General features: G+C 66.3%; 20 protein-coding genes and 1 pseudogene. 11 read left to right on the top strand and 10 right to left on the bottom strand.

Annotation, left to right across the window (positions count from 1 at the left end; all coding sequences use genetic code 11):
- Positions 1-259 precede the first annotated feature (259 nt).
- From EET13_RS20690 to EET13_RS20680, 3 genes are all read left to right on the top strand, one after another.
- Complete coding sequence (locus EET13_RS20690) at positions 260-1,981, top strand: DEAD/DEAH box helicase (RefSeq protein WP_122444026.1); 1,722 nt, start codon at positions 260-262, stop codon at positions 1,979-1,981.
- Positions 1,978-3,117 (top strand): acyltransferase family protein, encoded by a 1,140-nt coding sequence (locus EET13_RS20685; protein ID WP_122444025.1) that lies wholly within the window; start codon positions 1,978-1,980, stop codon positions 3,115-3,117. Before EET13_RS20690 ends, EET13_RS20685 begins: the two co-directional genes overlap by 4 nt.
- Positions 3,118-3,198: 81 nt before the next feature.
- Positions 3,199-3,915 carry a siderophore-interacting protein gene (locus EET13_RS20680; protein WP_122444024.1) on the top strand — a complete coding sequence of 239 codons (717 nt, stop codon included), beginning with the start codon at positions 3,199-3,201 and terminating at the stop codon, positions 3,913-3,915.
- A 180-nt stretch (positions 3,916-4,095) separates the two neighbouring features.
- Here EET13_RS20680 and EET13_RS20675 read toward each other — a convergent pair whose 3' ends face one another.
- From EET13_RS20675 to EET13_RS20665, 3 genes are all read right to left on the bottom strand, one after another.
- Positions 4,096-4,677: a TetR/AcrR family transcriptional regulator gene (locus tag EET13_RS20675; RefSeq protein ID WP_122444023.1), complete on the bottom strand. Its 582-nt coding sequence runs from the start codon at positions 4,675-4,677 to the stop codon at positions 4,096-4,098.
- Positions 4,677-5,900 (bottom strand): cytochrome P450, encoded by a 1,224-nt coding sequence (locus EET13_RS20670; protein ID WP_122444050.1) that lies wholly within the window; start codon positions 5,898-5,900, stop codon positions 4,677-4,679. The genes EET13_RS20675 and EET13_RS20670 overlap by 1 nt, the downstream gene beginning before the upstream one ends.
- Positions 5,901-6,318: 418 nt before the next feature.
- Positions 6,319-7,686 (bottom strand): FAD-binding oxidoreductase, encoded by a 1,368-nt coding sequence (locus EET13_RS20665; protein WP_122444049.1) that lies wholly within the window; start codon positions 7,684-7,686, stop codon positions 6,319-6,321.
- A gap of 64 nt (positions 7,687-7,750) precedes the next feature.
- On the opposite strand from EET13_RS20665, the gene EET13_RS31740 reads away from it, so the two are divergent.
- Complete coding sequence (locus tag EET13_RS31740) at positions 7,751-8,389, top strand: SHOCT domain-containing protein (protein ID WP_244604021.1); 639 nt, start codon at positions 7,751-7,753, stop codon at positions 8,387-8,389.
- 9 nt (positions 8,390-8,398) lie between these two features.
- On the opposite strand, the gene tap is transcribed toward EET13_RS31740, so the two are convergent.
- Positions 8,399-9,655 carry a multidrug efflux MFS transporter Tap gene (tap, locus tag EET13_RS20655; protein WP_122444022.1) on the bottom strand — a complete coding sequence of 419 codons (1,257 nt, stop codon included), beginning with the start codon at positions 9,653-9,655 and terminating at the stop codon, positions 8,399-8,401.
- A gap of 74 nt (positions 9,656-9,729) precedes the next feature.
- Between tap and EET13_RS20650 the strand changes: the two genes are divergently transcribed.
- The 3 genes from EET13_RS20650 to EET13_RS20640 all read left to right on the top strand — a co-directional run bounded on the left by EET13_RS20650 (position 9,730) and on the right by EET13_RS20640 (position 12,469).
- Positions 9,730-10,557 carry a uracil-DNA glycosylase gene (locus EET13_RS20650; protein WP_122444047.1) on the top strand — a complete coding sequence of 276 codons (828 nt, stop codon included), beginning with the start codon at positions 9,730-9,732 and terminating at the stop codon, positions 10,555-10,557.
- Between the two features lie 2 nt (positions 10,558-10,559).
- Positions 10,560-11,687: an FAD-binding protein gene (locus tag EET13_RS20645; RefSeq protein WP_122444021.1), complete on the top strand. Its 1,128-nt coding sequence runs from the start codon at positions 10,560-10,562 to the stop codon at positions 11,685-11,687.
- A gap of 473 nt (positions 11,688-12,160) precedes the next feature.
- Positions 12,161-12,469: a hypothetical protein gene (locus EET13_RS20640; protein WP_122444020.1), complete on the top strand. Its 309-nt coding sequence runs from the start codon at positions 12,161-12,163 to the stop codon at positions 12,467-12,469.
- A 66-nt stretch (positions 12,470-12,535) separates the two neighbouring features.
- On the opposite strand, the gene EET13_RS20635 is transcribed toward EET13_RS20640, so the two are convergent.
- From EET13_RS20635 to EET13_RS20625, 3 genes are all read right to left on the bottom strand, one after another.
- Positions 12,536-16,459, bottom strand: coding sequence for a bifunctional diguanylate cyclase/phosphodiesterase (locus EET13_RS20635; protein ID WP_122444019.1), 3,924 nt, complete (start codon positions 16,457-16,459; stop codon positions 12,536-12,538).
- Positions 16,460-16,568: 109 nt separating this feature from the next.
- On the bottom strand, positions 16,569-17,021 hold the full coding sequence (locus EET13_RS20630; protein ID WP_122444018.1) for a nitroreductase family deazaflavin-dependent oxidoreductase: 453 nt from the start codon (positions 17,019-17,021) through the stop codon (positions 16,569-16,571).
- A 9-nt stretch (positions 17,022-17,030) separates the two neighbouring features.
- The gene (locus tag EET13_RS20625; protein WP_122444017.1) at positions 17,031-17,459 is read right to left on the bottom strand and encodes an HIT family protein; all 429 of its coding nucleotides are present in this window, start codon (positions 17,457-17,459) and stop codon (positions 17,031-17,033) included.
- A gap of 73 nt (positions 17,460-17,532) precedes the next feature.
- On the opposite strand from EET13_RS20625, the gene EET13_RS20620 reads away from it, so the two are divergent.
- A complete protein-coding gene (locus EET13_RS20620; RefSeq protein WP_122444016.1) occupies positions 17,533-18,921 on the top strand; it encodes an amidase in 1,389 nt (462 codons plus the stop codon).
- A gap of 232 nt (positions 18,922-19,153) precedes the next feature.
- Here the strand turns inward: EET13_RS20620 and EET13_RS20615 are convergent.
- Positions 19,154-20,022 (bottom strand): annotated as a pseudogene (locus EET13_RS20615) (serine/threonine-protein kinase); the annotation flags it as partial.
- A 142-nt stretch (positions 20,023-20,164) separates the two neighbouring features.
- On the opposite strand from EET13_RS20615, the gene EET13_RS20610 reads away from it, so the two are divergent.
- Together EET13_RS20610 and EET13_RS20605 are read left to right on the top strand one after the other, a co-directional pair.
- Entirely contained in the window at positions 20,165-21,307 is a 1,143-nt protein-coding gene (locus EET13_RS20610) for an adenylate/guanylate cyclase domain-containing protein (RefSeq protein WP_244604020.1), read from the top strand.
- Between the two features lie 296 nt (positions 21,308-21,603).
- Positions 21,604-22,191, top strand: a complete 588-nt coding sequence (locus EET13_RS20605; protein WP_122444015.1) for a hypothetical protein — start codon at positions 21,604-21,606, stop codon at positions 22,189-22,191.
- A gap of 3 nt (positions 22,192-22,194) precedes the next feature.
- Here the strand turns inward: EET13_RS20605 and EET13_RS20600 are convergent, their stop codons facing one another.
- Positions 22,195-24,165, bottom strand: coding sequence for a serine/threonine-protein kinase PknH/PknJ (locus EET13_RS20600; RefSeq protein WP_122444014.1), 1,971 nt, complete (start codon positions 24,163-24,165; stop codon positions 22,195-22,197).
- Positions 24,166-24,429: 264 nt separating this feature from the next.
- On the opposite strand from EET13_RS20600, the gene EET13_RS20595 reads away from it, so the two are divergent.
- Positions 24,430-24,654, top strand: a complete 225-nt coding sequence (locus EET13_RS20595) for a hypothetical protein (protein WP_136623209.1) — start codon at positions 24,430-24,432, stop codon at positions 24,652-24,654.
- A gap of 8 nt (positions 24,655-24,662) precedes the next feature.
- On the opposite strand, the gene EET13_RS20590 is transcribed toward EET13_RS20595, so the two are convergent.
- On the bottom strand, positions 24,663-25,544 hold an 882-nt coding region (locus tag EET13_RS20590; RefSeq protein ID WP_136623208.1), incomplete at its 5' end, for an ABC transporter permease.

Genomic DNA, 25,544 nt, shown 5'->3' with positions numbered 1-25,544 from the left:
AGCGATGCTAGGCCGCGGTGCGTGCGACACTAGTAGTGCCAGAAGTCCCTGACCAGAAGCCAAATGGCCCTTCTCGACCAACTGGGCCTAGACGCAGCGACGCCGCTTGTTGGTACCTCTCGACTCGAAGCCGAGTTGCGCACCGGCGGGCCGCGGCGAATGTGGCCTCAGGCGCTGGTGTTCCTTTACTTGCGTCGGCGGCCGATAGGTCGCCGTGCCGTGCGGCATAGCGGTGGATCCCGGCTAAACTCCGTGTGAAATGGTCACCCCGGACAACGCGCCCGCAGCTCATCCCGACACCTTTGCCGACCTGCAGATCCATCCCTCGGTCTTGCGGGCGATCGCTGGCGTCGGCTACGAGTCACCGACGGCCATCCAGGCCGCGACCATCCCGGCGCTGATGGCGGGTTCCGACGTGGTGGGGCTGGCCCAGACCGGCACCGGCAAGACCGCGGCCTTCGCGATACCGATCCTGTCCAAGATCGACGTCACCAGCACGACAACGCAGGCGCTGATTCTGGCGCCCACCCGGGAGCTGGCCCTGCAGGTCGCCGAGGCGTTCGGCCGCTACGGGGCTCAGCTGCCGAAGCTCAACGTGCTGCCGATCTACGGTGGGTCGTCTTATGCCGTGCAGCTGGCCGGGCTGAGACGCGGTGCCCACATCATTGTCGGCACTCCCGGTAGAGTCATCGACCACCTGGAACGAGGGACGCTGGACCTGTCGAGGATCGACTACCTGGTGCTCGACGAGGCCGACGAGATGCTGGCCATGGGTTTCGCCGACGACGTCGAGCGCATCCTGTCCGAGACCCCGGAATACAAACAGGTGGCGTTGTTTTCGGCGACCATGCCGCCGGCGATCCGCAAGATCACCACCAAATACCTCCACGATCCGCTGGAAGTTACGTCGAAGTCGAAAACGGCCACAGCGGAGAATATTTCGCAGCGGTGTATCCAGGTAGCCGGTCCGCGCAAGATGGACGCCCTTACCCGAGTCCTCGAGGTGGAGCCGTTCGAGGCGATGATCGTGTTCGTGCGCACCAAGCAGGCAACCGAGGAAGTCGCCGAAAAGCTCAGGGCCCGGGGCTTTTCGGCGGCAGCCATCAACGGCGATATTCCGCAGGCGCAGCGGGAACGAACCATAGCGGCGCTGCGGGAGGGCGGCCCCAGAGGCATCGACATCCTGGTCGCCACCGACGTGGCGGCCCGGGGGCTCGACGTCGAACGCATATCGCACGTGCTCAACTACGACATTCCGCACGACACCGAGTCCTACGTACACCGCATCGGCCGCACCGGTCGGGCCGGGCGTCCCGGGGCCGCGCTGTTGTTCGTCTCCCCGCGCGAACGCCACCTGCTCAAGGCGATCGAAAAAGCCACGCGGCAAACGATGACCGAGACCGAGTTGCCCACCGTCGAGGACGTCAACGCCCAGCGGGTGGCCAAGTTCTCCGACTCGATCACCGACGCGCTCGCAAGGCCTGGAGTCGAGCTGTTCCGCAAGCTCGTCGAGGACTACGAACGTGAGCATGATGTCCCGATGGTCGATATCGCCGCCGCGCTGGCATTGCAGTCGCGAGACGGCGAGGCATTCCTGCTGGCGCCCGAACCACCACCCGAACGGCGCAGCGAGACCAAGAAGCGCGCGACCGAACAGCGTGGCGAACGGCCCGAAAAGCGCCGGAACGGCCCGGCGTTGAGCACCTACCGGATCTCGGTCGGCAAGCGTCACAAGATCGGTCCGGGCGCAATCGTCGGCGCTATTGCCAACGAAGGAGGGCTACATCGCAGCGATTTCGGCCACATCAGCATCGGGCCGGACTTCTCGTTGGTGGAGCTGCCGGCGAAGCTGCCGCGGGCAACGCTCAAAAAGCTTGAGAATACCCGGATTTCAGGTGTGCTGATCGACCTTCGCCGCGACGGGCCGGTGAAGGCAAGCCGTTACGACAGCGGTAAACCTCGACGGAAACGCATCGGATGACGCTGTCCAAGGCCGAGGACGATCAAGGCGGACTCGAGCAGGTCTCGCATGTCGACCGGGTTGCGTCGCTGACCGGAATCCGAGCAGTGGCGGCCCTGTTGGTGGTGGGCACCCACGCGGCCTACACGACCGGCAAGTACACCCACGGCTATTGGGGCCTGGTGTCGTCCCGCATGGAGATCGGGGTGCCGATCTTCTTTGTGCTGTCCGGTTACCTCTTGTTCCGGCCCTGGGTGCACTCGGCCGCCGCCGGCGGCCCGCCGCCGTCGCTGAGCCGCTATGCGCGGCATCGGGTGCGGCGGATCATGCCGGCCTATGTCGTCGTCGTGCTGATCGCCTACGTCATCTACCACTTCCGCACCGCGGGACCCAACCCCGGGCACAGCTGGATGGGGCTGGTGCGCAACCTCACGCTGACCCAGATCTACACCGACGGCTACCTGGGCTCGTATCTGCATCAGGGCCTGACCCAGATGTGGAGCCTGGCGGTGGAGGCGGCTTTCTACGTGGCCCTGCCCTTCCTGGCTTACGTACTGCTGGTGCTGGTCGGCCGGCGCCGCTGGCAGCCCAAGCTGATGGTCGCGACCCTGGCGGCGATGGCGACCATCACCCCGATCTGGCTGGTCCTGATACACACCGTGGGCTGGTTTCCCGACGGCGCTCGCCTGTGGTTGCCCAGTTACCTCGCTTGGTTTGTCGGGGGCATGATGCTGACCGTGTTGCAGGCGATGGGAGTGCGCTGCTACGCGTTCGCCGCGCTGCCGCTGGCCGTCGTCTGCTATTTCATCGCCTCCACGCCTATCGCCGGGGCACCCACGACATCGCCGTCGGCCGTGACCGAAGCGGTGGTCAAGGCGTGCTTCTACGCGGTGATCGCGACGCTGGCGGTGGCACCGCTGGCCCTTGGCGACCAGGGCTGGTATTCCCAGCTGCTGGCCAGCCGACCGATGGTGTGGCTTGGCGAGATCTCCTACGAAATCTTCCTGGTGCACCTGGTGACCATGGAATTCGCGATGGTTCACCTGGTCCGCTACCGGGTATACACCGGGTCGATGCTGAACCTCTTCATCGCGACCATGGTGGTGACCATTCCGGTGGCATGGCTGCTGCACCGGTTCACCCGGGTCAAGGGGTAGTGCCGGCACCGTTCAGCCGTTCAGCATTTTAGGTTACCCTGCCCTAAATTGGTGCGAACCGACGAAGGACGTGAACGATTCATGACCGAACACAAGGCATCACGGGGCTGGCAGGGTGCGGTGTTGAAGCTCATGCGAGCCGGGGACTACCGGTTGACCGTGACCGGCTGGCGCGAGATCAGCCCGCAGTACCTGCGGTTGAGCTTCGACGACGGCGGGATGCTGGGTGAACATGCCGTGCATCCGACCATGTGGATCCGGATGTGGTTCCGCGATGGCGACAAGTCACACCAGCGTGGCTACACGCTGGTGGACCCCGATCCTGCTGCAGGCGCATTTGACGTCGAATTCGCGCTGCACGACGGCATCGCGTCAGACTGGGCGCGCAATGCGCAACCCGGCGACACCATCGAGGCGACGGTGCTGGGGAGCAAGTTCGCCATCCCAGATCCACCGCCGCGCGGCTACGTCATCGTCGGCGACACCGCATCCCTGCCGGCCATCAACTCCCTGCTCGCATCGATCGGCGACGCCCCCGCGCAAGTGTTTCTCGAGGCCGGCTATGACGAGGACAGATCGCTGCCGGTAGCGCGCACCGATGACGTCACCTGGGTGGATCGCAAGAATGACGCCAACGCGCTGCTCGAGACGGTGCGCGGGGCCGCGTTCGATGCCGGCGACCACTTCGGTTGGGTTGCCAGCAGCACCCGCACCACTCGCTCAGTCGCCAAGGTACTGCGCGAGGACTTCGGCATTCCGCGCAAATCGATTAAGGCTCAAGCCTATTGGATGGCCTGACCGCCATTTCGTGGCCGCGCCGAACGCGTACGCCGTCCAAGACAATATCAGGAATGCTGAGCGTGAAACGCTCAGCGACAGGGATTTTCGCAACTTCGCACACCTGAGACCCGCAGCGGTTGTCGATCCCGATTCACTACTGTGCCAGCGGCCGGACCCGCGATTGACGCCGCGCGGTCATTAGGGGGAGGCCGAAATTGGAGCCACCACCGGGACGACAAAATCCTTGATCATTGCCCGCTCGTCGGCTTCGTCCTGGCCGGGGAACATCAGCAGCGAGATGATTACGCGCACTGCCCAACGGGCGCGACGCTCGACTTCGGCTTGGTCACCGGAGCCCAGGGAGTGCAGGAAGGCTGCGGCCAAAGCGGTGATCACCTCCGATTGGCCGGCCAACTCGCCACCGATCGGCGGGCGGGTCGCGGCAAACCACGCCGCCAGCGCGGGGCTCTCCCGCACCATCCGCAAGGTGGCGATGATACTCGCGACGAGCCGTTCATGCGGATCTTCGACCCCTGCGATGCGCTGCATGATTTCACGACTGAGCCGCCTGGTCTCCCGGTGTACGTAGGCCGTGCGCAACGCCTCCCGGCTATCGAAGTACCTGTACAGCGTCGCGCGGGAACACCCTGCGGCTCTGGCGATCTCGTTCATGCCGATCGAAGCCGGGTCGTGCTGGGTGTAGAGCTGGGCGGCGGCGTCGAGGATGCGGTCTGCGGCCACCTCGGTGCGGCGACCGGCCAGCCAATCGGTTCCGGCCATTACGACCGCACGCGAAACGGCACCGACAATGGTCGGCGGACGTAGCTGCCCCCGGACCACACGATTGCGGGCTCGTCGATTTCGAAGTCCGGGCAGCGCAGCAGCAGTTCGGTCAGGGCGACCCGCGACTGCATACGCGCCGCGGCGGCACCCAGGCAATGGTGGGCACCATGACTGAAGGTCAAGATGTTGCGCGGGCACCGGGTTACATCGAGTTCACCTGCGTCCGAACCGAATTGGCGTTCATCACGATTGGCCGAGCTGTACAGCAGCAATACCTTGCGGCCCGCCGGGATGGTGGTGCCGCCGATGGTCACGTCATCGGTGACGGTACGCGCCAAGCCCTGCACGGGCGAGGTGAGCCGCAGTAGTTCCTCGACCGCATCGGATATGCGTTCCGGCTGGTCCACCAGCAGCCGTCGCTGGTCGGGCCGCTGATGAAGCAACGGAATTGACCCGCCAAGCATTCCGGTGACGGTGTCGTTGCCGCCGGTGACCATGGTGAACGTGAACGCAAGGATGGACAGCGTGCCGGAGACGTCGCCGTCCGCCCCGACCCCTGCGGCGACCAGGTGTGAAATCGTGTCATCCCCGGGTTCGGCTCGGCGACGCTCGATCAGTCCGGTGAAGTAGGCCATCATCGAGCCGACCGCATCGCCGACCGTTTCCAGTGCGCCGGCGATGCCGCCTTCGGCAGTGTTGGCCGCGACGATGGCCTGGGTCCAACCGTCGAATTGGACACGATCCGCTTCGGGCACCCCGAGATAGTGCGCGACCACCATCGACGGCAAAGGCTTGAACAGCTCGGCGGCAATGTCGCCGCCGCCGTTGGCGCGCAGCCTCTCGATGCGTTCGACGACGAACTCGCGCACCTTTGGCTCTACTGCTTCGACCTGTCGGGGCGTGAAACCCCGCGATACCAATTTGCGAAACTCGGTGTGTACCGGCGGATCCTGCATCACCATCGGCGGGTTGTCCTGCAGCCCGATCAACTCCAGCTCACCGTAGTTGACAGTGAGCCCCTGCGCGGAGGAAAACGTCTCGTGGTCGCGGGCCGCTGCCCAGACGTCGGCGTGCCGGGACAGCACGTAGTAGTCGTGGTCCGGACTGCCGGGCGGGATGACGTGGTGGACCGGGTCGTGGTCTCGCAGTGCCCGGTACATCGGCCAGGGATTCGGCCATGTTTCAGCGGTGGCGAGCCGGAACACAGCAGCGCGAGACATCAATGTAGTCATGTCTCACTAATACGACAATGATCGGGCATGTGTCAACAGCACGATCCAACGGCAGTGCCGGTCGAGTACGCCCATGCCGGGGCGGCTGTCGCATCAGCCACACGAGTCTTCGGCGGGTTGAAGCGTCTCTGATGAACGGCAAATCCGTTGCACAGCTTCGCTTTACTTGCGGATCTCTGACCTCGTCCGGCCCTGCTGGATCGGCAAGCCTCCTAGCGAATGTGCGTCCAGGTATTCGAATGCGCACGCTTGGCGGAGCTCAGGCGCCTGGCCGCACCGCCGCTGCACACTCGACGCCCTGGCCGCACACTCGGCGCCCTGGCTGCACACTCGGCGCCGCCCCTGCACACTCGGCGCCCTGGCTGCACACTCGACGCTGCCGCCTCGCAGCCACGGCCGCGACGAATCAGATGCCGCTGCCGGGGTTGAGGATGCTGAGCGGGTCCAATGCTTGCTTGATGCGCCGGTTGAGATCCATCGCGTCGGGCCCGAGGTAGCCTGCCAGCCACGGCCGTTTGAGCCGGCCGACGCCGTGCTCGCCGGTGATCGTGCCGCCCAGACCGACTGCCAGGTCCATGATCTCGCCGTATGCGACATGGGCGCGTTCGGCCATCGCAACGTCTGCGCGGTCATAGACCAGCAGCGGATGCGTGTTGCCGTTGCCGGCGTGGGCGATCACCGAGATCATAAGCTCGCGCTCGTCGGCGATCCGGGCAATCCCGCTGACCAATGAGCCCAGCGCCGGCAAGGGGACCCCGACGTCTTCCAGCAATAGCGATCCCTTGGTCTCCACCGCCGGGATGCAGAATCTGCGGGCGGCGACAAACGCCTCGCCCTCATCCGAATCATCGGTCGAAAAGACTTCCGTCGCACCGCTATCGGCAAAAACGGCGGCCATGACCGCGGCGTCCTCGGCGCCGGCGCCGCCGCGTTCGTCTGAGCCGGCTACCAGCATGGCCGCCGCGCCGCGGTCCAAGTCCATGCGCATGGTGTCCTCGACGGCGTTGATGGCCACCGAGTCCATGAACTCCAGCATTGACGGGCGAAGCCGAGCCGTGACGCCGAGCACCGCGTCGACGGCCGACTCCACCGACGCAAAGCTGGCCACCACGATGCTCGACGCATGTTGCGCGGGCAGCAGCCGCAATGTCACTTCGGTGATGACGCCCAGCGTGCCCTCGCTGCCCACGAACAACTTGGTCAGCGAGAGACCGGCCACGTCTTTCAAGCGGGGCCCGCCGAGACGGACCGCGGTGCCGTCGGCCAGCACCACCTGCATGCCCAGCACGTAGTCGGTGGTGACCCCGTATTTCACACAGCACAACCCGCCGGCGTTGGTAGCGATATTGCCCCCGATGCTGCAGATCTCGAACGACGACGGGTCCGGCGGATACCAGAGGCCGTGTTCGGCGGCGGCCTGCTTCACCTCGGCATTGAACAGGCCGGGCTGGCATACCGCGGTCCGGGTGACCGGGTCGATGGTGATGTCGCGCATCTTCTCCGTCGTCAGCACGACGCCGTTGTCCAAAGCGGTGGCCCCGCCCGACAATCCGGTGCCGGCTCCCCGGGTGACCACCGGCACCCGGTTGGCGCTGGCCCAACGCAGTACGGTCTGCACCTCGTCGGTGCGGCGCGGCCGAACCACAGCCAGCGGTTTGCCGGCCGCCGGGTCGAGGGCACGGTCTTGGCGGTAGCCCTCGGTGACGGCGGGGTCGGTGACTACCATCCCCTCCGGCAGGCTGCCGATCAGGGTGGCCAGCGCCCCTTCGTTCACGGCGTTCACGAGGCAGTCACGGACCGATCCTACGGGCCGGTGTCCGCTGTACAGTTGAGCAATCTTGGAAGGGCTGGGCGACATGTTCGGGCGAAGAAAACTCGACAAGATCGGTGTGCGGGCGTTCGCGGACGTCCTGGCCGCCGAGCAGTCGGCGATGTCGGTGACGATCGGGAACCCGAATCTGGTGGATAACACCGAGGTTCGCTGGAAGCTGACACTGCGGGTGACGCCCGAGAACGAGCCGGCTTTCGAGACCCAACTCCACGCGCTGCTCCCGCAGACCACCCGTCCGCGTCCGGGCGCCAGGCTGGCGGTGCGTTACGACCCTAAGGATCACAGCCGGGTTCAACTCGACCACCGGCAGGCCGCCGACACCGTTGTCGACGCCGTCACCACCGTGCGGCCGGACTTGGCCGGTGCACAGGTCATGGGTATGCCGCTGGGTGATGTGATCCGTCAGGCCATGGCCGATCCCAACGCATTTCGGGCCGAGATGCTGCGGCGCGGCGCCGAGGTTCAGCATTGGACGTACGAGACGGTGCAGGCCTGTCAGGGCCAGGCGGCCCAGCAGTTCCCCACGACACCACCGCCGCGCGCCGACCCGATCGACCGGCTAGAGCGACTGGCCGCGCTGAAAGAGCGCGGCCTGCTCACCGACGAGGAATTCGAGCAGGAGAAGCGCAAGATCCTCGGCGGCTGACGCGCGACCTCACACCTTCGAGGGCTGACGTGAGTCCGGCTCGGGCGCCCCGTCCAGTTCGCGCAGCGACGGGAGCCGAATACACACCACACCGGTCAGCAAGATCGGCAGCGCCAGCGCCAAGAACGTCACATTCAGTCCGGCGGCATCGGTCAGTGGGCCGGCCAGCAGCAATCCCAACGGACCTGCGGCAAAGGCCAGCGACGTCATCACTCCGACCACCCGGCCGCGCAGGTAGTGCGGCGCCCGGGTTTGCATCACGTAGTTGTAGATGGGCTGGATCGGCCCGTAGACCAGGCCGATCAGCGCGCAGCACACCAGGATCACCGGCAGCGGCGGCAGCAGCGCGATGACTGCCGTCGCCGTACCGAGCGTGAGCACCGCGGTCAGCATGATGGTGCGCCGGCTCACGTAGTTCGACACCGTCGCGTAGCCGAGCGCGCCGACCAGTCCACCCAAGCAGATCGCCATCAACACCGAGCCCAGCTGGGCTGGTTGGTGGCGGTCGGAAAAATACTTGGGGAACAGCACGCTTTCCATCGGCAGATACAGCGCGGTGACCGACAGGTCGATCAGCGCCAGCGCCCGCAGTACCCGCAAACTCCACACGAACCGAAGTCCCTCGGCCACCCCGGAGACCAGCCCCTCGGGCCGGGTCGCGTGGTGTGGTTTGCCGGCGCCTTCGAGTCGCAGGGCCGCCATGGCGAGGATGGACAACCCGAACGCCCCGGACGTGATCCACATGGTGTTGATGCCGCCGACAGTGGCGATCATGATGCCGCCGATGCCCGGTCCGACGACAAACGCGAGGTTGAGGATGGCCTCGTAGGTGCTGTTGACCCGGTCCAGCGTCCAGCCGGCCCGGGCGGCGGCCTCGGGCAGCATCGACTGGCGGGCGGTTATCCCGGCCGGGTCGAAGGCGGCCGAACAGGCGCCCAGCGCCGCCAGCACCACCACATTGACGGCGTCGGCGCCGAATGTCCAGGCCACCATCGGGACGGCGGCCACCGCGGTCCCGGACAACGTGTCGGAAATCATCGACACGCGCCGACGACCGAAATAATCGACGGCGGTGCCCGCGATCAGCGTCGAGAACAGCAGCGGCAGGGTGGTCGCGCCGGCCACGATCGACGCCTGGCCTGCGCTGCCTTCGCGCTGCAACACCAGCCACGGGAATGCCACTATCGAGATGCCGTCGCCCGCACACGCCATCAAGGTGGCGAACAGGACCAGGAGCACCGGGCCGCGGCTGTTGTTGTCGTTCATAAATATCGCGGCTGAATCTAACGCCAAAGCCGTATCGGGGACCACCGAATTTCGGCGCCGTGCACGATGTTGCCGTGCAGGATGTTGGTGTGCTCATGCATCCGAACACCGGCCAGGCATTCGGGTCGCCGGTCGATCCCGGCTCTGGCTGGCCGGGCGATCCGGCGACACCGCAGACGCCGGTGGCCGCCGATGCCGCGCAAGTCGTGCAACTGGCCGGCGCGGCATGCTCGATTCCCGAACTCGATGCCCTGGTCAGCGTCTGCCGGGCCTGCCCCCGGCTGGTGAGCTGGCGTGAAGAAGTCGCTGTCGCCAAACGCCGCGCCTTCGCCGATCAGCCGTATTGGGGACGCCCGGTGCCTAGTTGGGGTTCGGAGCGGCCGCGGCTGTTGATCGTCGGCCTGGCCCCGGCCGCGCACGGGGCCAACCGGACCGGGCGCATGTTCACCGGCGACCGGTCCGGAGATCAGCTTTATGCGGCGCTGCACCGCGCCGGCCTGGTGAATCAACCGACCAGCGTGGACGCCGCTGACGGCTTGTGCGCCAATCAGATTCGGATCGTCGCGCCGGTGCGGTGCGCGCCGCCGGCCAATGCGCCCACCCCAGCCGAGCGGTTGACCTGCTCGCCGTGGCTGGACACCGAGTGGCGACTGGTCGCCGAGGACGTGCGGGTGATCGTTGCCCTGGGTGGGTTCGCCTGGCAGATTGCGTTGCGGATGTCTGGCGCGCTCGCCAAGCCCAAGCCGCGGTTCGGCCATGGTGTCGTGGCCGAGTTGCGGTCGGGACTGCGATTGCTCGGCTGCTACCACCCGAGCCAGCAGAACGTGTTCACCGGTAAGTTGACTCCGGCAATGCTCGACGACGTAATCCGCGACGCGAAGACTCTGGCAGGAATTGAGTAAGGGTGCGAACAGTTCTGATTTCCGGCGCCAGTGTGGCCGGTACTGCTACGGCGTATTGGCTTGGACGGCACGGCTTTTCGGTCACGGTGGTGGAACGCCATCCTGGGCTGCGGCCGGGCGGTCAGGCGATCGACGTTCGCGGCCCGGCGTTGACGGTGCTGGACCGCATGGGGCTGCTGGCCGCCGCGCAGGAGTGCAAGACGGGCATTCGCGGCGCCTCCGTGGTCGATCGTGACGGCAACGAGTTGTCCCGCGACACCGAGTCGACCCCGACCGGTGGCCCCATCGATAATCCCAATATCGAGCTGCTGCGCGACGATCTCATCGAATTGCTCTACGGCGCAACCCAACCCGGGACCGAATATGTCTTCACCGACAGCATCACCGCGCTGGATGACGATGGTTCCGCGGTCGCGGTGACCTTCGAAAGCGCCGAGCCTCGCAGCTTCGACTTCGTCGTCGGCGCCGACGGATTGCATTCCAATGTGCGCAGGCTGGTTTTCGGTCCGGAGGAGCAATTCATCAAAAGGCTGGGCACTTTCGCGGCGATTTTCACCGTGCCCAACTTTCTGGAGCTCGATTATTGGCAGAAGTGGCATTACGGGGACTCCACCATGGCCGGGGTCTACAGCGCACGGGGCAATACCGAGGCTCGCGCCGCATTGGGATTCATGGATCCCGACCTGCGGATCGACTACCGCGACAAAGAGGCTCAATTCGCCGAGTTGGAACGGCGGATGGCCAGCGACGGCTGGGTTCGCGCACAGCTGCTGCACTATATGAAGGCGGCGCCGGACTTCTACTTCGACGAGATGTCGCAGATCGTGATGGACCGCTGGTCCAAGGGCCGGGTCGCGCTCGTCGGCGACGCGGCCTACTGCTGTTCGCCGCTGTCCGGGCAAGGGACCAGTGTCGCCCTGCTCGGCGCCTACATCCTGGCCGGCGAGCTCGCGGCGGCCGGCACCGATTACCAGCGCGGGTTTGCCAACTACCACGCCGAATTCAGCGGTTACGTCGAGCGCAACCAGTGGCTGGTCAGCGACAACATTCCCGGTGGCGAACCGATACCCCAGGAAGAATTTGAACGCGTCGTGCACTCGCTCGCCCTCGAGGACTACCAACCGCGCTGAACCGCCAGGACAACGTCGCCGCCGCGGCGGCTCGGTGCGCGCCTGCTGGGCTGAGCGCCCGCGTCAGTGATCGGCAAAGTCGTTAGGATGCAAGGTCTTAACGTCGATACCGGGCTCGCGTGCCGCCGTGGCTCGCCACGGTCGGGTTGTCGACGGACTACCCGCCGTCATGCGCCGCTGGACGTGCGCTTGCTCACAGCAGCCCGCGTCTGGGATGGTCCACACATATCGGTGTCGGCGACCGTCAAACCCCGCCAAACGCCGGCATCCCCGGTAGGGTTGTGACGGACGGGGGCTCAGCCAGTCAGCCTGCTTGCGGTGGCCAGTCTCGGTCCTGGACGCGTCGCGTTGCACCGCAAACCCATTGCCTCTCAATGAAGGCCCATTGCCTCTCAACGAAGGTGATTGTCGACCGGATCCGGTAGCCCGTGATTTGCCGACATCATCCAAGCCCGAACAAGGAGCCCGTGCGTATGGATGACCGCTACACCTATCACGTCGCCTGGTCACCGGGACACGGTAAGTACGCTGCGCGCTGCGTCGAGCTTCCGGTCGTGTCGTCGTTGGCCACCACGCCGCAGGAAGCGCTCGACCGGATCGTGCGGCTGGTTGCCGACGGCGATGGTCCCACCGCCGGCCCGGCCACAAGTGCCGGCACGAAAGAACCTCTCCCTCAAGAACCCACTCCCCAAAAGCTCTCAGTCAACGCGGAATTGGCCGCTGTTTCCCGACGGTCACCGGATCGGCCCCGGGTGGTACCGCGATGGCGAACACGATGCTGAAACCACGCGAGCTGCGGCACCAGTGTGGCCACGGTAAACCTGCTGAGGTCTGCTTGGGGTGGGATGTCAAGCCGGATCGGGCACATGACTGCTGATCCACCGCACCACCTCATCCGCCGGCAACGGCGGACTGTGCACGAAACCCTGGGTGATGGTGCAGCCGTAGCGTCGCAGTGCGCTCAAGGTCACCTCGTCTTCGACTCCTTCGGCGACCAGGTCGGCTCCCAGGCTGTGGGCCAGCGCCACCGTCGACCGCACGATCGCAACCGAACGGGGATCCTGCGCCAGTCTCGCCACGAACACCCGGTCGAGTTTGAATTCGTCGACCGAGACGTCCTGCAAGCGCGCCAGCGACGACCATCCGGTGCCGTAATCGTCAAGTGAGATGCGAACGCCGAGGTGCTGCAACGCCGCGACGGTATCGCGGGACCGTACCGAGTCGACGAGGATGCTTTCGGTGATTTCGATGATCAAAGCGTCGGCGGGCAGCCCGTGGGCCTTCAGTAGCCCCTCGATGGTGCCCACCAGATCGAGGTCAAGCAGGTTCGTCGTCGAAAGGTTGACGGCCACGGTCAAACACATACCCTGCTCACGCCAGGAGCGGAGCTGGGCGAGCGCGAGATCGAGGGTGCGGCTGGCCACCTTGCGCATCAGCCCGGCGCGTTCGGCGGCGGGCAGGAACTCCTCTGGAAGCAGCATCCCCCGGCTGGGATGATGCCAGCGCAGCAGTGCCTCGACGCTGTGGATACTGCCGTCGTCGGCGTTGATCTTGGGCTGATAGTGGCAGGTCAGTTCGTTGCCGTCGATGAGCGCGGCGCGTAGGTCTTCGATGAGGGCGGGATCGTTCTCGCGACACAACTCGAAGGACGGGTCGTAAACCACGACTTTGCTCTGCGCGCCCTTGACGTGCGCAATCGCCGTCTCGGCGCGATTGAGCAGCTCCTGCGGGTAGTCACAGTGCTCGGGATACAGCGCAATGGCAATGCGGATATCGATCTGCACGGTCATCGGATCCAGTGTGAACGGTTCACCAATGGCCTCGAGCAGCCGACCCGCCTGGGCGCGTGCGGCAATGAGATCTGCGCCGTCGTTCAGCAGGATCGCGAACTCGTCGGCACCGGTGCGCGCCAACATGTCTACCGGACGCACATACCGCGACAGGCGATTCGCGATGTGGCACAGCAGCTCATCGGGGAAGTGGCGGCCGACCGAGCGGGCGATCTCCTCGAACTCGTCAAGGCGCAGCAACAACAGTGCTCGATGTGGTGGGAGTAGGGGCGCCACGCTCGGCCCGTTGACCGACAGCGCAGTCAGTGCCGTCGCCAGCGAACGCCGATTGGGCAGCGTGGTCAACTCGTCGGTCATGGCGTGCTGGTGGTTTTCGGCCAACAGACTGACTTCCCGGAACGCCACCGAGAACCGAGCAGCGACCGCGATCAGGCTCAACGCGGCCATCGCGGCCGCGATCCGCGAGTGTGGGCCCAGCACAATGACTCCCAGCGCCACGACGGTGCCGGCCACGGGCGTGGTGTACGAACCGAGGCCGCGTTTCGGCGCGGGCTCCGCCGACGACCAGGGCGCCCAACTGGCCACGGCCACCAGCAGCGACGACGCCGGCCACAGGGCATCGAACCAGGTGCCCACCCGGTACGATCCCGCAGAGGTTTCGAAGAGGTACAGGGTGTCGACGGTCGCGAACAGCATGAACCCGACGACCAGTAGGCTCCAGCGAAACTCGTTGCGCAAGCCCAGGATTGGCAGTATGCCGGCGGCAAGGGCCAGGAGTATCAGATCGCCCCACGGATACACCAGGCCCACCAGCACGGTGGCCGGTGCTCGGGCTGCCGCCTCGTGAATGGGTCCTGCGGTCAGGGCCGCGGCAACGGCGGCGCTGGCCAATCCGCAAATCAGGGAATCGAGCCGCACGGCAACCGGCACCCGTTGCAGCCGAGCCCGCATGAGCAGCAGCAGCCCCGCGTAGACGAACGGATAAAACGCCAGGTACAGCGGATCGGCCGACGAGGGCGATTGACCGTCCGGCACCCACAGCCAGTAGACGACATCACCCACTGCCGCGCATGCCTGTCCGGCCGCGATCAGGGCCCAAGCCACCCGGTCGGCGGCAACGCAGTGAGCGCGAGCGGCAATCATCGCGGCCGCCAGCAGGTTCAGCGCTGGGTACAAGGTTTCGGCGAAGTCGCGGTGACCGCCGGCGTGGCTCGTCATGGTGTAAACGGCGACGCCAATCGCCAGGAGCGCCAAGGTGATCCGAACGGGCACGGGTGGCCACCGGACTCCGTGGCGCGGCCGGCTGTCCCGGCGCGCCGGTGTCGGTGACACAAAGCCGGCCAGCCGTCGCAGCGGTGTCGTCTTGTCTTGGCCCGGTGTTGCAGGGCCGCCCGTGTCTTCCGGAGTAACGCCGATGGTCGATGCCGGCGCCGCGGCGTGCAGCGCGAGCGCTTCGGGAAGGGGCACATCGGGTACGAAGCTGCGGATCCGTTCGCCGCCTTCGCGTTTGGCGGCGTACATGGCCAGGTCGGCATGCCGGAGAAGCTCTTCGACGGTGCAAGCCGATCCGGCGGTGGCTACCGTGTACCCGATGCTGGGACGGACCGTCAACGGAACACCGTCGATGACGATCGCCGCGTCGAATGCGCCGAGAAGGCGATGCGCCGCGGCTTGTGTTTGCTCGACGGAGCCCTCGATGAGCACCGCGAACTCGTCCCCGCCAAGCCGGGCGACGGTCGCCGATTCGTCCAGGGAAGCGGTCAGCAGGCCGGCGACCCGAATGAGCAACTCGTCGCCGGCCGGATGACCCAGGGCGTCGTTGACCTGTTTGAAGTTGTCCAGGTCCAGGCATAGCACTGCGATCGGTGTCGGGCGCTGATCGCGACCGGCGATAGCTCGTTCTAGTCGGCTGAGAAACCGGGCTCGATTGGCCAGACCGGTCAGGCTGTCGCGAAAGGCCTCCTGCGCCACCTCAGCCAAGAGTGCCTGGTTCTCGACGAGGACCACCAGCTGGCGGGCCAGCACGGCGGCCACCAGAATGCCCAGCGCGGCGAACAGCAACGGCCAGCGCCGCACCTGGTCCATGAGGTGGATCAGTCCGATCGCCGCGGCCAGCACCAGCGGCAGGTACGGCAACCACAGCCGAAGCCGGGACGTGGCCTCGGTCTGACTGGTCTCGTCCGAAGCGGCCGTCGGGGACTCCCTGACGCTGGTCAGCGCCGCCAGCGCCACCAAGCCCAAGCCGGCCACCCGGGGCAGGTCGACCAGCTCGCCGGTGTGATAGCCGCCGACTCCGGTCTGGAACACGATCACGATGTCGGCACTGCCGATGACGGTGATCCCGCCGGCCAGCAGACTCAGGCTGAGCCGCCCGCCGGGTAGGGTTCGCGACAACACCAATATCGCGACGGTCATGACGGCGACGTCGGCGAAAACGTGGGTGAATATCACCGGCCGCGAGCTGCTGGGGTCCCGTACCACTTTGTTGAGGATGAATACCCACGAGGCCACGAACAGCGACGTCGCGACGATGACACCGTCGAGAATCAACCGCCAGGGTGTACGCCGAACAGGGCCGGACAGCAGCACCAACGCCGCCGTCGCACCCACCGGATACCACAGCAACGCCAGCTCGGCCACCGTCGGATGCGAGACGTGAGCGGGTTGCGGACACACCTCGGCCACCGCGCAGATGACCTCACCGATCGCCCATCCCACCAGCGCCGCCGTCAGCGCCAGCCATCCCGATCGGCGGCGGCCGGTCCCGCAGCGGGCCGCCGTGGCGCTACACACCGTGGTGAAAAGCAGCGACAACACCGGCACCAGCTGGTCGACCGGCCCCGCCGGGTAGCCGCCCGGCCAGCCTGGGATCGACATCGCCGCGCTCAGCGCGACCGCGACGGCGTATCCGCCGCCGACGAGCCAGTCAGCGCGCGCCGGTAGTCCGAGGGGTCGCCTTGGATTGGGCGTGCCGCGATTCATAGCCGCTCCAGTCGCTTCGCGCCCAATGCCGGTGACAATTGGCAGCTTCACCGCGCGCTCTAGCGCAGGATAATCGGTGAGGACCGGCCCGGCGGTATGACGAGGCGTTTTAGGGGGCCGGGGTCAACGCAAAGATCGGGATGGGTCGCGGCGTGCGGCGCTGGTAACCGGTGTATCGATTCGCGTTGTTCTTGTTGACGAGCTGCCACATCCGGGAGTAGTCCGCATCGTCCGGGTTGACCCGGCGAGCGGTTACCGCCAATCGCCGTGCGCCCACATTGATTTCGCACCGCGGATGCTTACGCAGATTGTGATACCAGCCGGGATAGCGATCGGCACCTCCGTTGGAGGCGACGATCAGATACGAGTCGCCGTCACGTGCGTAGGTCAACGACGTGGTGCGCGGCTGGCCGGTCTTGGCGCCAACGGTGTGCAGCAGCAGGCTCGGTGGAACACCCGGGATGCGGTGTCCGATGCGCCCATTGGTCTTCTGGTAAACGGTGTCGTGCAGTCGCAAAAGGGGCGCGCCGATTAATCGCTCGAGCAGCGTGAGATTACTCATGGTCCAGTCTTACTGGCTCGCGTCGATCCGGGCCAGCGCTTGGCGCAGGATTCGTCCGGTGGTCTCACGGTCCGGGTCGCGACGCAGCACCATCGCCTTGGCAAGGGCCAGCTTGTCGCCGTTGCGCCGCGGTAGCACGTGCAGGTGAATGTGGAACACCGTCTGGAAGGCGGCACTGCCGTCGTTGATCGCGATGTTGGTGGCGTCGGCCAGGTCGGTGGCACGGGCGGCCTTGGCGATCCGCTGGCCGATCGTGACCATGTCGGCCAGCGTTTCCGGCGGGGTGTCGGTGATGTCGACGGTGTGTCGTTTGGGTAGCACCAGGGTGTGGCCGCGGCTGAACGGGCGGATGTCGAGGATGGCCAGATAGCCGTCGTCTTCGTAGATCCGAATGGCTGGGGCTTCACCGGCGACGATCGCACAGAACACACAGGACATATGGCCACCGTACTGGGCGCTGCCTACGCGGGACCGCCTGGAACCGCCCGATGGGGCGGGATACGCTGCGGCAGTGGACCCTAGCGAGCTCGCCTTCGTCGGCGCAACGGAGCAGGTGCGAATGCTGGCCGACGGTGAAATCACCGCACCGGTACTTCTCGAGGTCTATCTGGAACGCATCGAGTACCTGGATAGCCAGCTGCGTGCCTACCGGGTGGTGCGCTACGACTGCGCGCGCGAGGAGGCCGAGGCGGCCCAGCAGCGCCTCGACGCCGGCGAGCGGCTGCCGCTGCTCGGCCTGCCGATCGCGATCAAGGACGATGTCGACGTCGCCGGAGAGGTGACGACCTACGGTGGCGGCGGGCACGGCCCGGCGGTGACCGCCGATGCGGAGTTGGTGCGCCGGCTGCGCGCTGCGGGTGCGGTGATCATCGGCAAGACCAATGTGCCCGAGCTGATGATGATGCCCTACACCGAGTCGCTGACCTTCGGGGCGACCCGCAATCCGTGGAATCCCGCCCGCACTCCGGGCGGCAGCAGTGGCGGCAGTGCCGCCGCGGTGGCTGGCGGGTTGGCTCCGGTCGCCTTCGGATCCGACGGCGGCGGGTCGATCCGCATACCGGCGACCTGGTGCGGCGTGTTCGGGCTGAAGCCGCAACGTGACCGGATCTCGCTGGAGCCCCACGACGACGCCTGGTACGGGCTGAGTGTCAACGGCCCGATCACGCGGTCGGTGCGTGACGCCGCGCTGCTTCTCGACGTGACGACCACGGTCCCCGGCCCCGAGGGAGAATTCGTCGATGCTGCCGCCCGCGCACCCGGACGGCTGCGAATTGCCTTGAGCACCAAGGTTCCCACACCGCTTCCGGTCCGGGTCGGCAAGGCGCAGCTGGCGGCGGTCGAGCAGGCCGGTGCGCTGCTGCGCGATCTCGGCCACGATGTGGTCGTCGAAGACCCCGAGTATCCGGCCACGTTGTACGCCAACTTCTTCCCCCGCTATCTGCGCGGGATCAGCGACGACGCCGACGCGCAGGCGCATCCGGAGCGTCTTGAACCGCGCACCCGCGCTATAGCCAGGATGGGTTCGTTCTTTTCCGACCGCCGGATGGCGGCCCTGCGCGCCGCGGAAGCCGCGCTGAGCAGCCGCATCCAGTCGATCTTCGACGGCGTCGACGTCGTCGTCACCCCGGGCACGGCGGCCGGCCCGTCCCGGATCGGTGCTTATCAGCGCCGGGGCGCGGTGTCGACGCTGTTGCTGGCGGCCCCACGGGTGCCCTACCAACAGGTCTGGAATTTGACCGGCCAGCCAGCGGCGGTGGTGCCGTGGGACTTCGACGACGACGGCATGCCGATGTCGGTGCAACTCGTCGGCCGGCCCTATGACGAGGCGACGCTGCTGTCGCTGGCCGCGCAGATCGAAGTGACCCGCCCGTGGGCCCACCGGCGGCCGCCGGTGTCATAGCTGCACATCGGCATGCAGCGGCGGCGCCTAGATCGGATTCATGAATCGATCAACCACGTGCCGCTCACTTTCGTCAGCCGGGCGCGAACCGAGCTCGCGGTGACTACAGGTGTGGATTTGTCTTTGCTGGTTGTACTTTGATCGACGAACAGCAGGATCGAGGCTTTCTCGGCGGTCAACGACTCGATGCCGGCAAGAGTGACCTTAGCTATCACGGAGCAGGAGCGATTCCCACTGCCATGGTCCGATCATCCGGCCGGTGCGCTGCCATGCCTACATAGGGGCCCATATGGGGCGTGGCGCCTCGAGCTAACGCCCGGGCGAACTCTCCGCAGCTGGGGTAGCGGTCATTGGGCTGTTTTGCCATCGCAGTCTCCAAAACCGGTCCCAGCCAAGCAAGCTCGGGTCGCCGGTCGCTCAGCTTTGGCGGTGCTGCATTGAGGTGCTGGCTGATCACCGTGACCGGGCTGGAATGCTCATACGGACGTACACCCGTGAGAATGTGGAAGGCGTTGGCGGCCAACGCATATTGGTCGGCGCGGCCGTCGATACGGGCGCCCATCAGCTGTTGGGGTGCGCAATATGCGGCCGTGTCGACCGTCAGGTTTGTCGCGGTGATATCGCCGACTTGGCATGCTGTCTCGAAGTCCGCCAACAATATTCGCCGATTACGATCCCCGTCTGGCTCGGTCAGCAAGACATTGGCGGGGTTGACATCACGGTGCAGCAGACCTCGCTGATGGGCGTAGTCGAGTGCGCCGGCCACAGCTGTCACTATGGTGGCCTCGTCGGTGACGGGCATGCCCTCGGGGTAGCGGTTGGCGCTGAGTTGCGCTGCGTCGGTTCCCTCGACGTAGTCCATCGCGATCCACAGCTGACCGTTGAATTCGCCGCGATCGTAGACGCCGACGATGTGGTGGTGAAACAGCGCGGCCGCCATCTCGGCTTCGCGTTGGAACCGCTCACGGAACACGCTGTCCGCGGATACATCCCGAGGCAGCGCTTTCAACATCACGGCGCGGCAACCGAGGATGCTGCGCGAGGCACCTCGTCCAGGCCCCCCGAGCCGAGTAGCCGCACAAGGGTGCATCCAGCAAACATGGTGCCGGCAGCTCACGGCATGGCCGGATATTACCTTGAGAGCCGGCTCGGTCGACGTGCCGGCCCGCCGTCTGGTCCGTCGACGGGCCGCGCCTGGCGGCGGCGTTATACGTTGGGCGGTAACGGACATGGGGAGGACACCGTGGACCACGTGCCCGAGCCGGACGACCGCGATACCGACGATCTGCTCGACGGTCTCGACGGCGCGGCAAGCGCGGAGCGCGCCGAGCTGATCGAGTGGCTGCTCGAACAGGGCATCAGCACCGCCGAGATCCGGGCGGCCAACCCGCCGCTGCTGCTGGCCACCCGCCGGCTGGTCGGCGACGACGGCACGTACGTATCCGCCCGCGAGATCAGCCAGACTTACGGCATCGACCTCACCCTGCTGCAGCGGGTGCAGCGCGCCATCGGTTTGGCCAGGGTCGACGACCCGGACGCGGCCGTACACATGCGAGCCGACGGTGAAGCCGCCGCAACCGCGCAGCGGTTCGTCGAGCTGGGGCTGAATCCCGATCAGGTCGTCATGGTGGTGCGTGTTCTCGCGGAAGGCCTGTCGCACGCCGCCGAGGCCATGCGCTATACGGCGCTGTCGGCGATCATGCGTCCGGGCGTCACCGAGGTGCAGATCGCCCAGGCGTCCCAGGCGCTGGTCAGCCGGATCGTGCCGTTGCTCGGCCCGATGATCCAAGACATGCTGTTCATGCAGTTGCGGCACATGCTGGAAACCGAAGCCGTCAATGCCGGTGAGCGAGCAGCCGGCAAGCCGCTGCCGGGTGCGCGGCAGGTTAGCGTTGCCTTCGCCGATCTTGTCGGCTTCACCAAACTCGGTGAAGCGGTATCGGCCGAGGAGCTGGGCCAGCTTGCCGGCCGGCTGGCAGGCTTGGCCCGTGACCTGACCGCTCCGCCGGTGCGGTTCATTAAGACGATCGGTGATGCGGTGATGTTCGTCTGTCCGGATCCGGTGCCGCTGCTGGACACAGTGCTGAAGTTGGTCGAGGTCGTCGACGCCGACGAGGATTTTCCCCGGTTGCGCGCAGGTGTCGCGTCCGGCATGGCGGTGAGCCGGGCCGGTGACTGGTTCGGCAGCCCGGTGAACGCGGCCAGCCGGGTCACCGGAGTGGCGCGGCCCGGCACTGTGCTGGTCGCCGATGCCGTCTGGGAGTCCGTGGGTGACGGCGCCGGCTTCGAGTGGTCGTTCGCGGGCATCCGTCGCCTCAAGGGCATCAAGAATGAAGTCAAGTTGTTTCGGGTGCGGCGAGGCGACGGCGGCAACCGTCGAGCTTGACCGGACACGCCGATCCGAAGGGCAGTCCACCACGCATATGGGCAGGCCCGGAGCGACTCTCGGGGGCGTCTGGCTCCGTCTTACGCGGGTCCTGCGCTGCCGGATCTCACCCCGTCTTCCGGCACTTGAGTTCGGTCAGTTCCGGGCCTGCTTCGCTACCAAAAATACAACCGTGGATTAGCCGATAGCAATGGTTTCGGGTCGGCCGAAGTGCCCGAGCTGGTTTGCCTACCCCCCGCCGTTCACCGCCAGCGAACAATATTCCGTCACTGGCGCAACGGTGTAATCATGTAATTATGAAAGCACATCAGCATATGCACGGGCACCGGCACGGGCGCCCCGGGGGCTGGCAGCAGGCCCAGCAACCCGACGCCACCGATGCCTCCGAATGGTTCGCCGGACGTCTCCCCGAAGACTGGTTCGACGGGGATCCCACGGTCGTCGTCGACCGTGAGGAGATCACGGTGATCGGCACGCTGGCCGCACCCGAGAATTCGGGAACGGAGCAGAGTCCGGCGCGGGCAAAAGGACGAGCGTCGCGGTTCCGGGAGGAAACCCGGTCCGAGCGGATGAGGATCGCCGACGAGGCGCAGGATCGCTACGGACGCAAGGTGTCCTGGGGCGTGGACGTCGTCTCCGACACCGGCACCGAGCGGATCTTGTTCACCCATATCGCGGTTCCGGTAATGACGCGCCTGCGCCAACCGGAACGCCAGGTGCTGGACACGCTGGTCGACGCCGGTGTCGCGCGGTCACGCGCGGATGCCCTGGCGTGGTCGGTCAGGCTGGTCGGTGAGCACACCGAGGAATGGCTTGCCAAGTTGCGCATCGCCATGTCGGCGGTGGACGACCTCCGCGCGCAGGGACCCGATCTGGGGAGTTAGCCGCTATTTGGCTTCCTTGTTGACCTTGGCGATGATCTGGTCGGTGATCTGGCCACCCTGGTCGGTGATGTGGTAACCGCAGGCGTTGATGTCGACGACCACGTTGTTGACCACACTCATCGCGCGCTGGCACTCCCAGCCGTCGGCGCCCTCCTGGGTGTCGATGACCGTAATCTTCGGCGGGCTGCCGACCACGTTGGCGAACGTCCACCGATAGGTTTTGCCCTGGTTCGTCACGGTCACTGTCTTGCCCGCGCAGTTTTTCCACTTGGCCGCCGCAGATTGCAGGAACGAGCGGGCTTTGTCGGCCGAGGGAAATGCCACCACGGCCTGATTGACCCAATGGTCGTAGTTGTCCCCGGGTTCCGACGACACCAGACCGCTGATGCCGGTGTAACCCGTGCCGGCGTACACCGGATCCTGGCTGGTATACAAGGCCGCCTGGCAGTCTGGCAGCGACAGGGTCACCGGGGAAGTGTCCATCGACGTAATGGGCTTTCCCGGCTGAATATTGGATGCGCCCATCACGGAGTTGATCTCAGACGCGTTGAGCAACAGTGAGCTGAGCCGGTCCTCCGAGATAGGTTTCGGCGGCGGCGTCGGGGTGGGACGGGTGACCAGCCAGATGCCCACTCCGCCAACCACGAGGACGAGCACCATAGCGACGGCGGCCACGATCGGCCACGGATTGCGGTTGCGTGATGTCGTGGGCTGCTGCCCCTGGTTCCAGACCGGTGGGCCGGGGGGTTGTCCCGGCGGCGGGGCGTTCGGTGGGGTACCGCCCCAGCCGCCGCCCTGGTAGAACGCGGGGGCCGGCTGGCCGGCCGGCATTTGACCGCCTGTCTGGGGCCACGAAGGTGGGGCCGCCGGAGCAGGGGGCGGCGGTACCCGCCCGGAGGCCGCGGAGGGTCCCGGCATTCTCGGCTGCCCCAGGCCGGCGGAAGGGCCTGAGGGGGGCACCGAACCGGCTCCGGCCGGGTAATACGGCGGCGGCTGCCGCGTGGACGCGGCGGCCGCAGGAGGTGCCGAAGGCGCCATTCCAGTGGCCGGCATCGTCGGCGGCGCGGCGGCTGTGGGCGGGCCAGGCAGCGTAGCTTCCTGGCTGCGGCGCAGGATGTCGGCCGCGTGGTCCTGGTCGGGGTCGCTGAGCGCTTCGTGGGCCGCCAGCGCCAAGTCTCCCGCACTGGCGTAGCGGTCCTCGGGCTTTTTGGCCATGCCGCGCGCGATCACCGCGTCGAAGGCCTTGGGGATACCCGAGCGCAGGGTGCTGGGCTGAGGGATGGGATCCATCAAGTGAGCGGTGACCAGCATGCTGGCGCTGTCAGCGCGGTAGGGCGGGCTCCCGGTCAGGCATTCGTGCAGCACGCAGGCCAACGCATAGATGTCAGCGCGGTAGGTGACCTCGTCGTTGGAAAACCGTTCGGGCGCCATGTACTTCCAGGTGCCCACCGCGGTGCCCAATTGGGTGAGCTTTTCGTCGGTGGTGGCGCTGGCGATGCCGAAGTCGACCAGGTACGCGAAGTCGTCGCGGGTCACCAGGATGTTCTGCGGTTTGATGTCGCGGTGCATGACGCCGGCGGCGTGGGCCGCATCCAGGGCGGAGGCGATCTGGGTGACGATGGCCACCGCCCGAGGTGGGGTCAGCGGGCCGAAGCGCTTGAGGATGTTGTCCAGGTCGGTGCCCTCGATGAGGCGCATCTCCAGGTACATTTGCCCGTCGATTTCGCCGTAGTCGTGGATCGGCACCACGTGGGGTTCCTGCAGCCGGCCGGTGATGCGCGCTTCGCGTTTCATCCGCTCGCGAAACACCGGGTCCTTGCTGAACGTTTCCGACATCAGCTTGACCGCGACCGTCCACTCTTTGACCGTGTGTTCGGCCTCGTAGACTTCGCCCATCCCGCCGCGGCCCAGCAGTCGCTTCAGGCGGTAGGGCCCGAAGATCGATCCCACTCGCGAGCCCTGCGCGTCACTCATCGCTGATCCTCCCGGTCACGCCGCGATGCCGCAGACACTATCAACAACAGCCCGTGGGGCGCGCAGTCGCGAGTTCGGGAAATGGCAAGCGCGCCAGCCGGGCACCGGCCTTGGCCCGCGGAGCGAAAATCCTGCCGCGTATCGCTTCGAACCTGCCCGGCGCCGGGCGACGCGGGCGTCGTCAAGAAATCCGCAAGGATGCGGCAAGCGCGTAGGCAGAAGCTCTCCTCAGGTGACAAGAAGGGTTTCCAGAAAGGAACCGAGATGCCTACCACTTCCGGGAGCGGATTGAAGGCCCATGTCGCCGTCATGTTCGCGATGACCGCCATGGTCGGTCTTGCGGCCACGCTGCCGGTGCAGTGGCGTACCAGCGCCGGACGCGCCTGGTCCTACGGGGTGTACTACCTCGGCTACCGGCTGTTGTCGGTACAGCTGTGCTGCGGTTCGCTGGCCGTCAGCGCGGTCCCGTTCGTCGTGAAACACGCCTGACCACACGGTCACCTGCGGGCTTTGCGTTGCGGGTCGAGTCGCTTGAGCTGCAATGCGATGAGCATCACCAGCACGACCGCCTGTGCCAGGCAGGCTCCGGCGGCCACTAGCCAGCTACTGACCTTGTAGTCCCACAGCGGATCCTGGTCCCCGCCGGCGGTGCGGCGCAGATCGTTGAGATCGACGGTGGCGGCGGCCATGGCGTAGGCCCATCGGGACGGGGATAGCCAGGCCAGTTGTTCCAGTGGCGGTCTTCCCCTGACGCCGAACATTCCGCCGCAGAGCACCAGTTGGGCCATGACCACCAGCACCAGCAGGGGCATGCCCCGGTCGGCGTTGCCGATCATCGCCGAGATCAGCAGGCCGATGATCATCGAGACCACCGTGACGGCGACGACAGCCAGGGCCACCTCGACGGTCGGCCAGGGCAGAACCACCGATTGGTCAGGCGCCGGCAAAAACGCCGGGCCCAGGAATCCGAGGATGAGTCCTTGGATGGTGGTGAGTGCGGTCAGGACGACGAGTTTGGAGGCTAGGTAGGCGCTGGCGGATAGGCCGATGCCGTGTTCGCGGCGGTAGATGGCTTGTTCTTTGACGATTTCGCGGATGGAGGCGGCGCAGCCCATCAGTGCGCCGCCGATGATGAGCAGTACCAGCAGTTGGGAGGGTTGGGTGGAGCGTTGTTCGATGGCTTTGGCTAGTGAGAGTCCGGCGTTGCCGGGCACGGCGTGGGCGAACAGGCTCAGCAGTAGTGGCAGGACCAGGAGGAACACCGAGTATTGGCGGTCGGCGGCGATGACGGCCAGGTAGCGCCGGCACAGGATGGTGAATTGGGCCAGGGCGCTTTGTTGGGCCAGGGCTTTGGTGGGCGCTGCCGGTGGGGGTGGGCC

The sequence above is a fragment of the Mycobacterium attenuatum genome, assembly GCF_900566085.1.
In the GTDB taxonomy this organism is placed as follows: Bacteria; Actinomycetota; Actinomycetes; order Mycobacteriales; family Mycobacteriaceae; genus Mycobacterium; species Mycobacterium attenuatum.
Note: the sequence above shows the minus strand (reverse complement) of the source record. Positions and strands in the feature narration are given on the sequence as shown.

Excerpts from the sequence above, each read along its gene's own strand:
- EET13_RS20605 (WP_122444015.1), top strand. The coding sequence starts at position 21,604 with ATGAAAGCACATCAGCATATGCACGGGCACCGGCACGGGCGCCCCGGG.
- EET13_RS20595 (WP_136623209.1), top strand. The coding sequence starts at position 24,430 with ATGCCTACCACTTCCGGGAGCGGATTGAAGGCCCATGTCGCCGTCATG.
- EET13_RS20685 (WP_122444025.1), top strand. The coding sequence starts at position 1,978 with ATGACGCTGTCCAAGGCCGAGGACGATCAAGGCGGACTCGAGCAGGTC.
- EET13_RS20630 (WP_122444018.1), bottom strand. The coding sequence starts at position 17,021 with ATGAGTAATCTCACGCTGCTCGAGCGATTAATCGGCGCGCCCCTTTTG.
- EET13_RS20675 (WP_122444023.1), bottom strand. The coding sequence starts at position 4,677 with ATGGCCGGAACCGATTGGCTGGCCGGTCGCCGCACCGAGGTGGCCGCA.
- EET13_RS20670 (WP_122444050.1), bottom strand. The coding sequence starts at position 5,900 with ATGTCTCGCGCTGCTGTGTTCCGGCTCGCCACCGCTGAAACATGGCCG.
- EET13_RS20690 (WP_122444026.1), top strand. The coding sequence starts at position 260 with ATGGTCACCCCGGACAACGCGCCCGCAGCTCATCCCGACACCTTTGCC.
- EET13_RS20640 (WP_122444020.1), top strand. The coding sequence starts at position 12,161 with ATGGATGACCGCTACACCTATCACGTCGCCTGGTCACCGGGACACGGT.
- tap (WP_122444022.1), bottom strand. The coding sequence starts at position 9,655 with ATGAACGACAACAACAGCCGCGGCCCGGTGCTCCTGGTCCTGTTCGCC.
- EET13_RS20625 (WP_122444017.1), bottom strand. The coding sequence starts at position 17,459 with ATGTCCTGTGTGTTCTGTGCGATCGTCGCCGGTGAAGCCCCAGCCATT.
- EET13_RS20600 (WP_122444014.1), bottom strand. The coding sequence starts at position 24,165 with ATGAGTGACGCGCAGGGCTCGCGAGTGGGATCGATCTTCGGGCCCTAC.
- EET13_RS20680 (WP_122444024.1), top strand. The coding sequence starts at position 3,199 with ATGACCGAACACAAGGCATCACGGGGCTGGCAGGGTGCGGTGTTGAAG.
- EET13_RS20635 (WP_122444019.1), bottom strand. The coding sequence starts at position 16,459 with ATGAATCGCGGCACGCCCAATCCAAGGCGACCCCTCGGACTACCGGCG.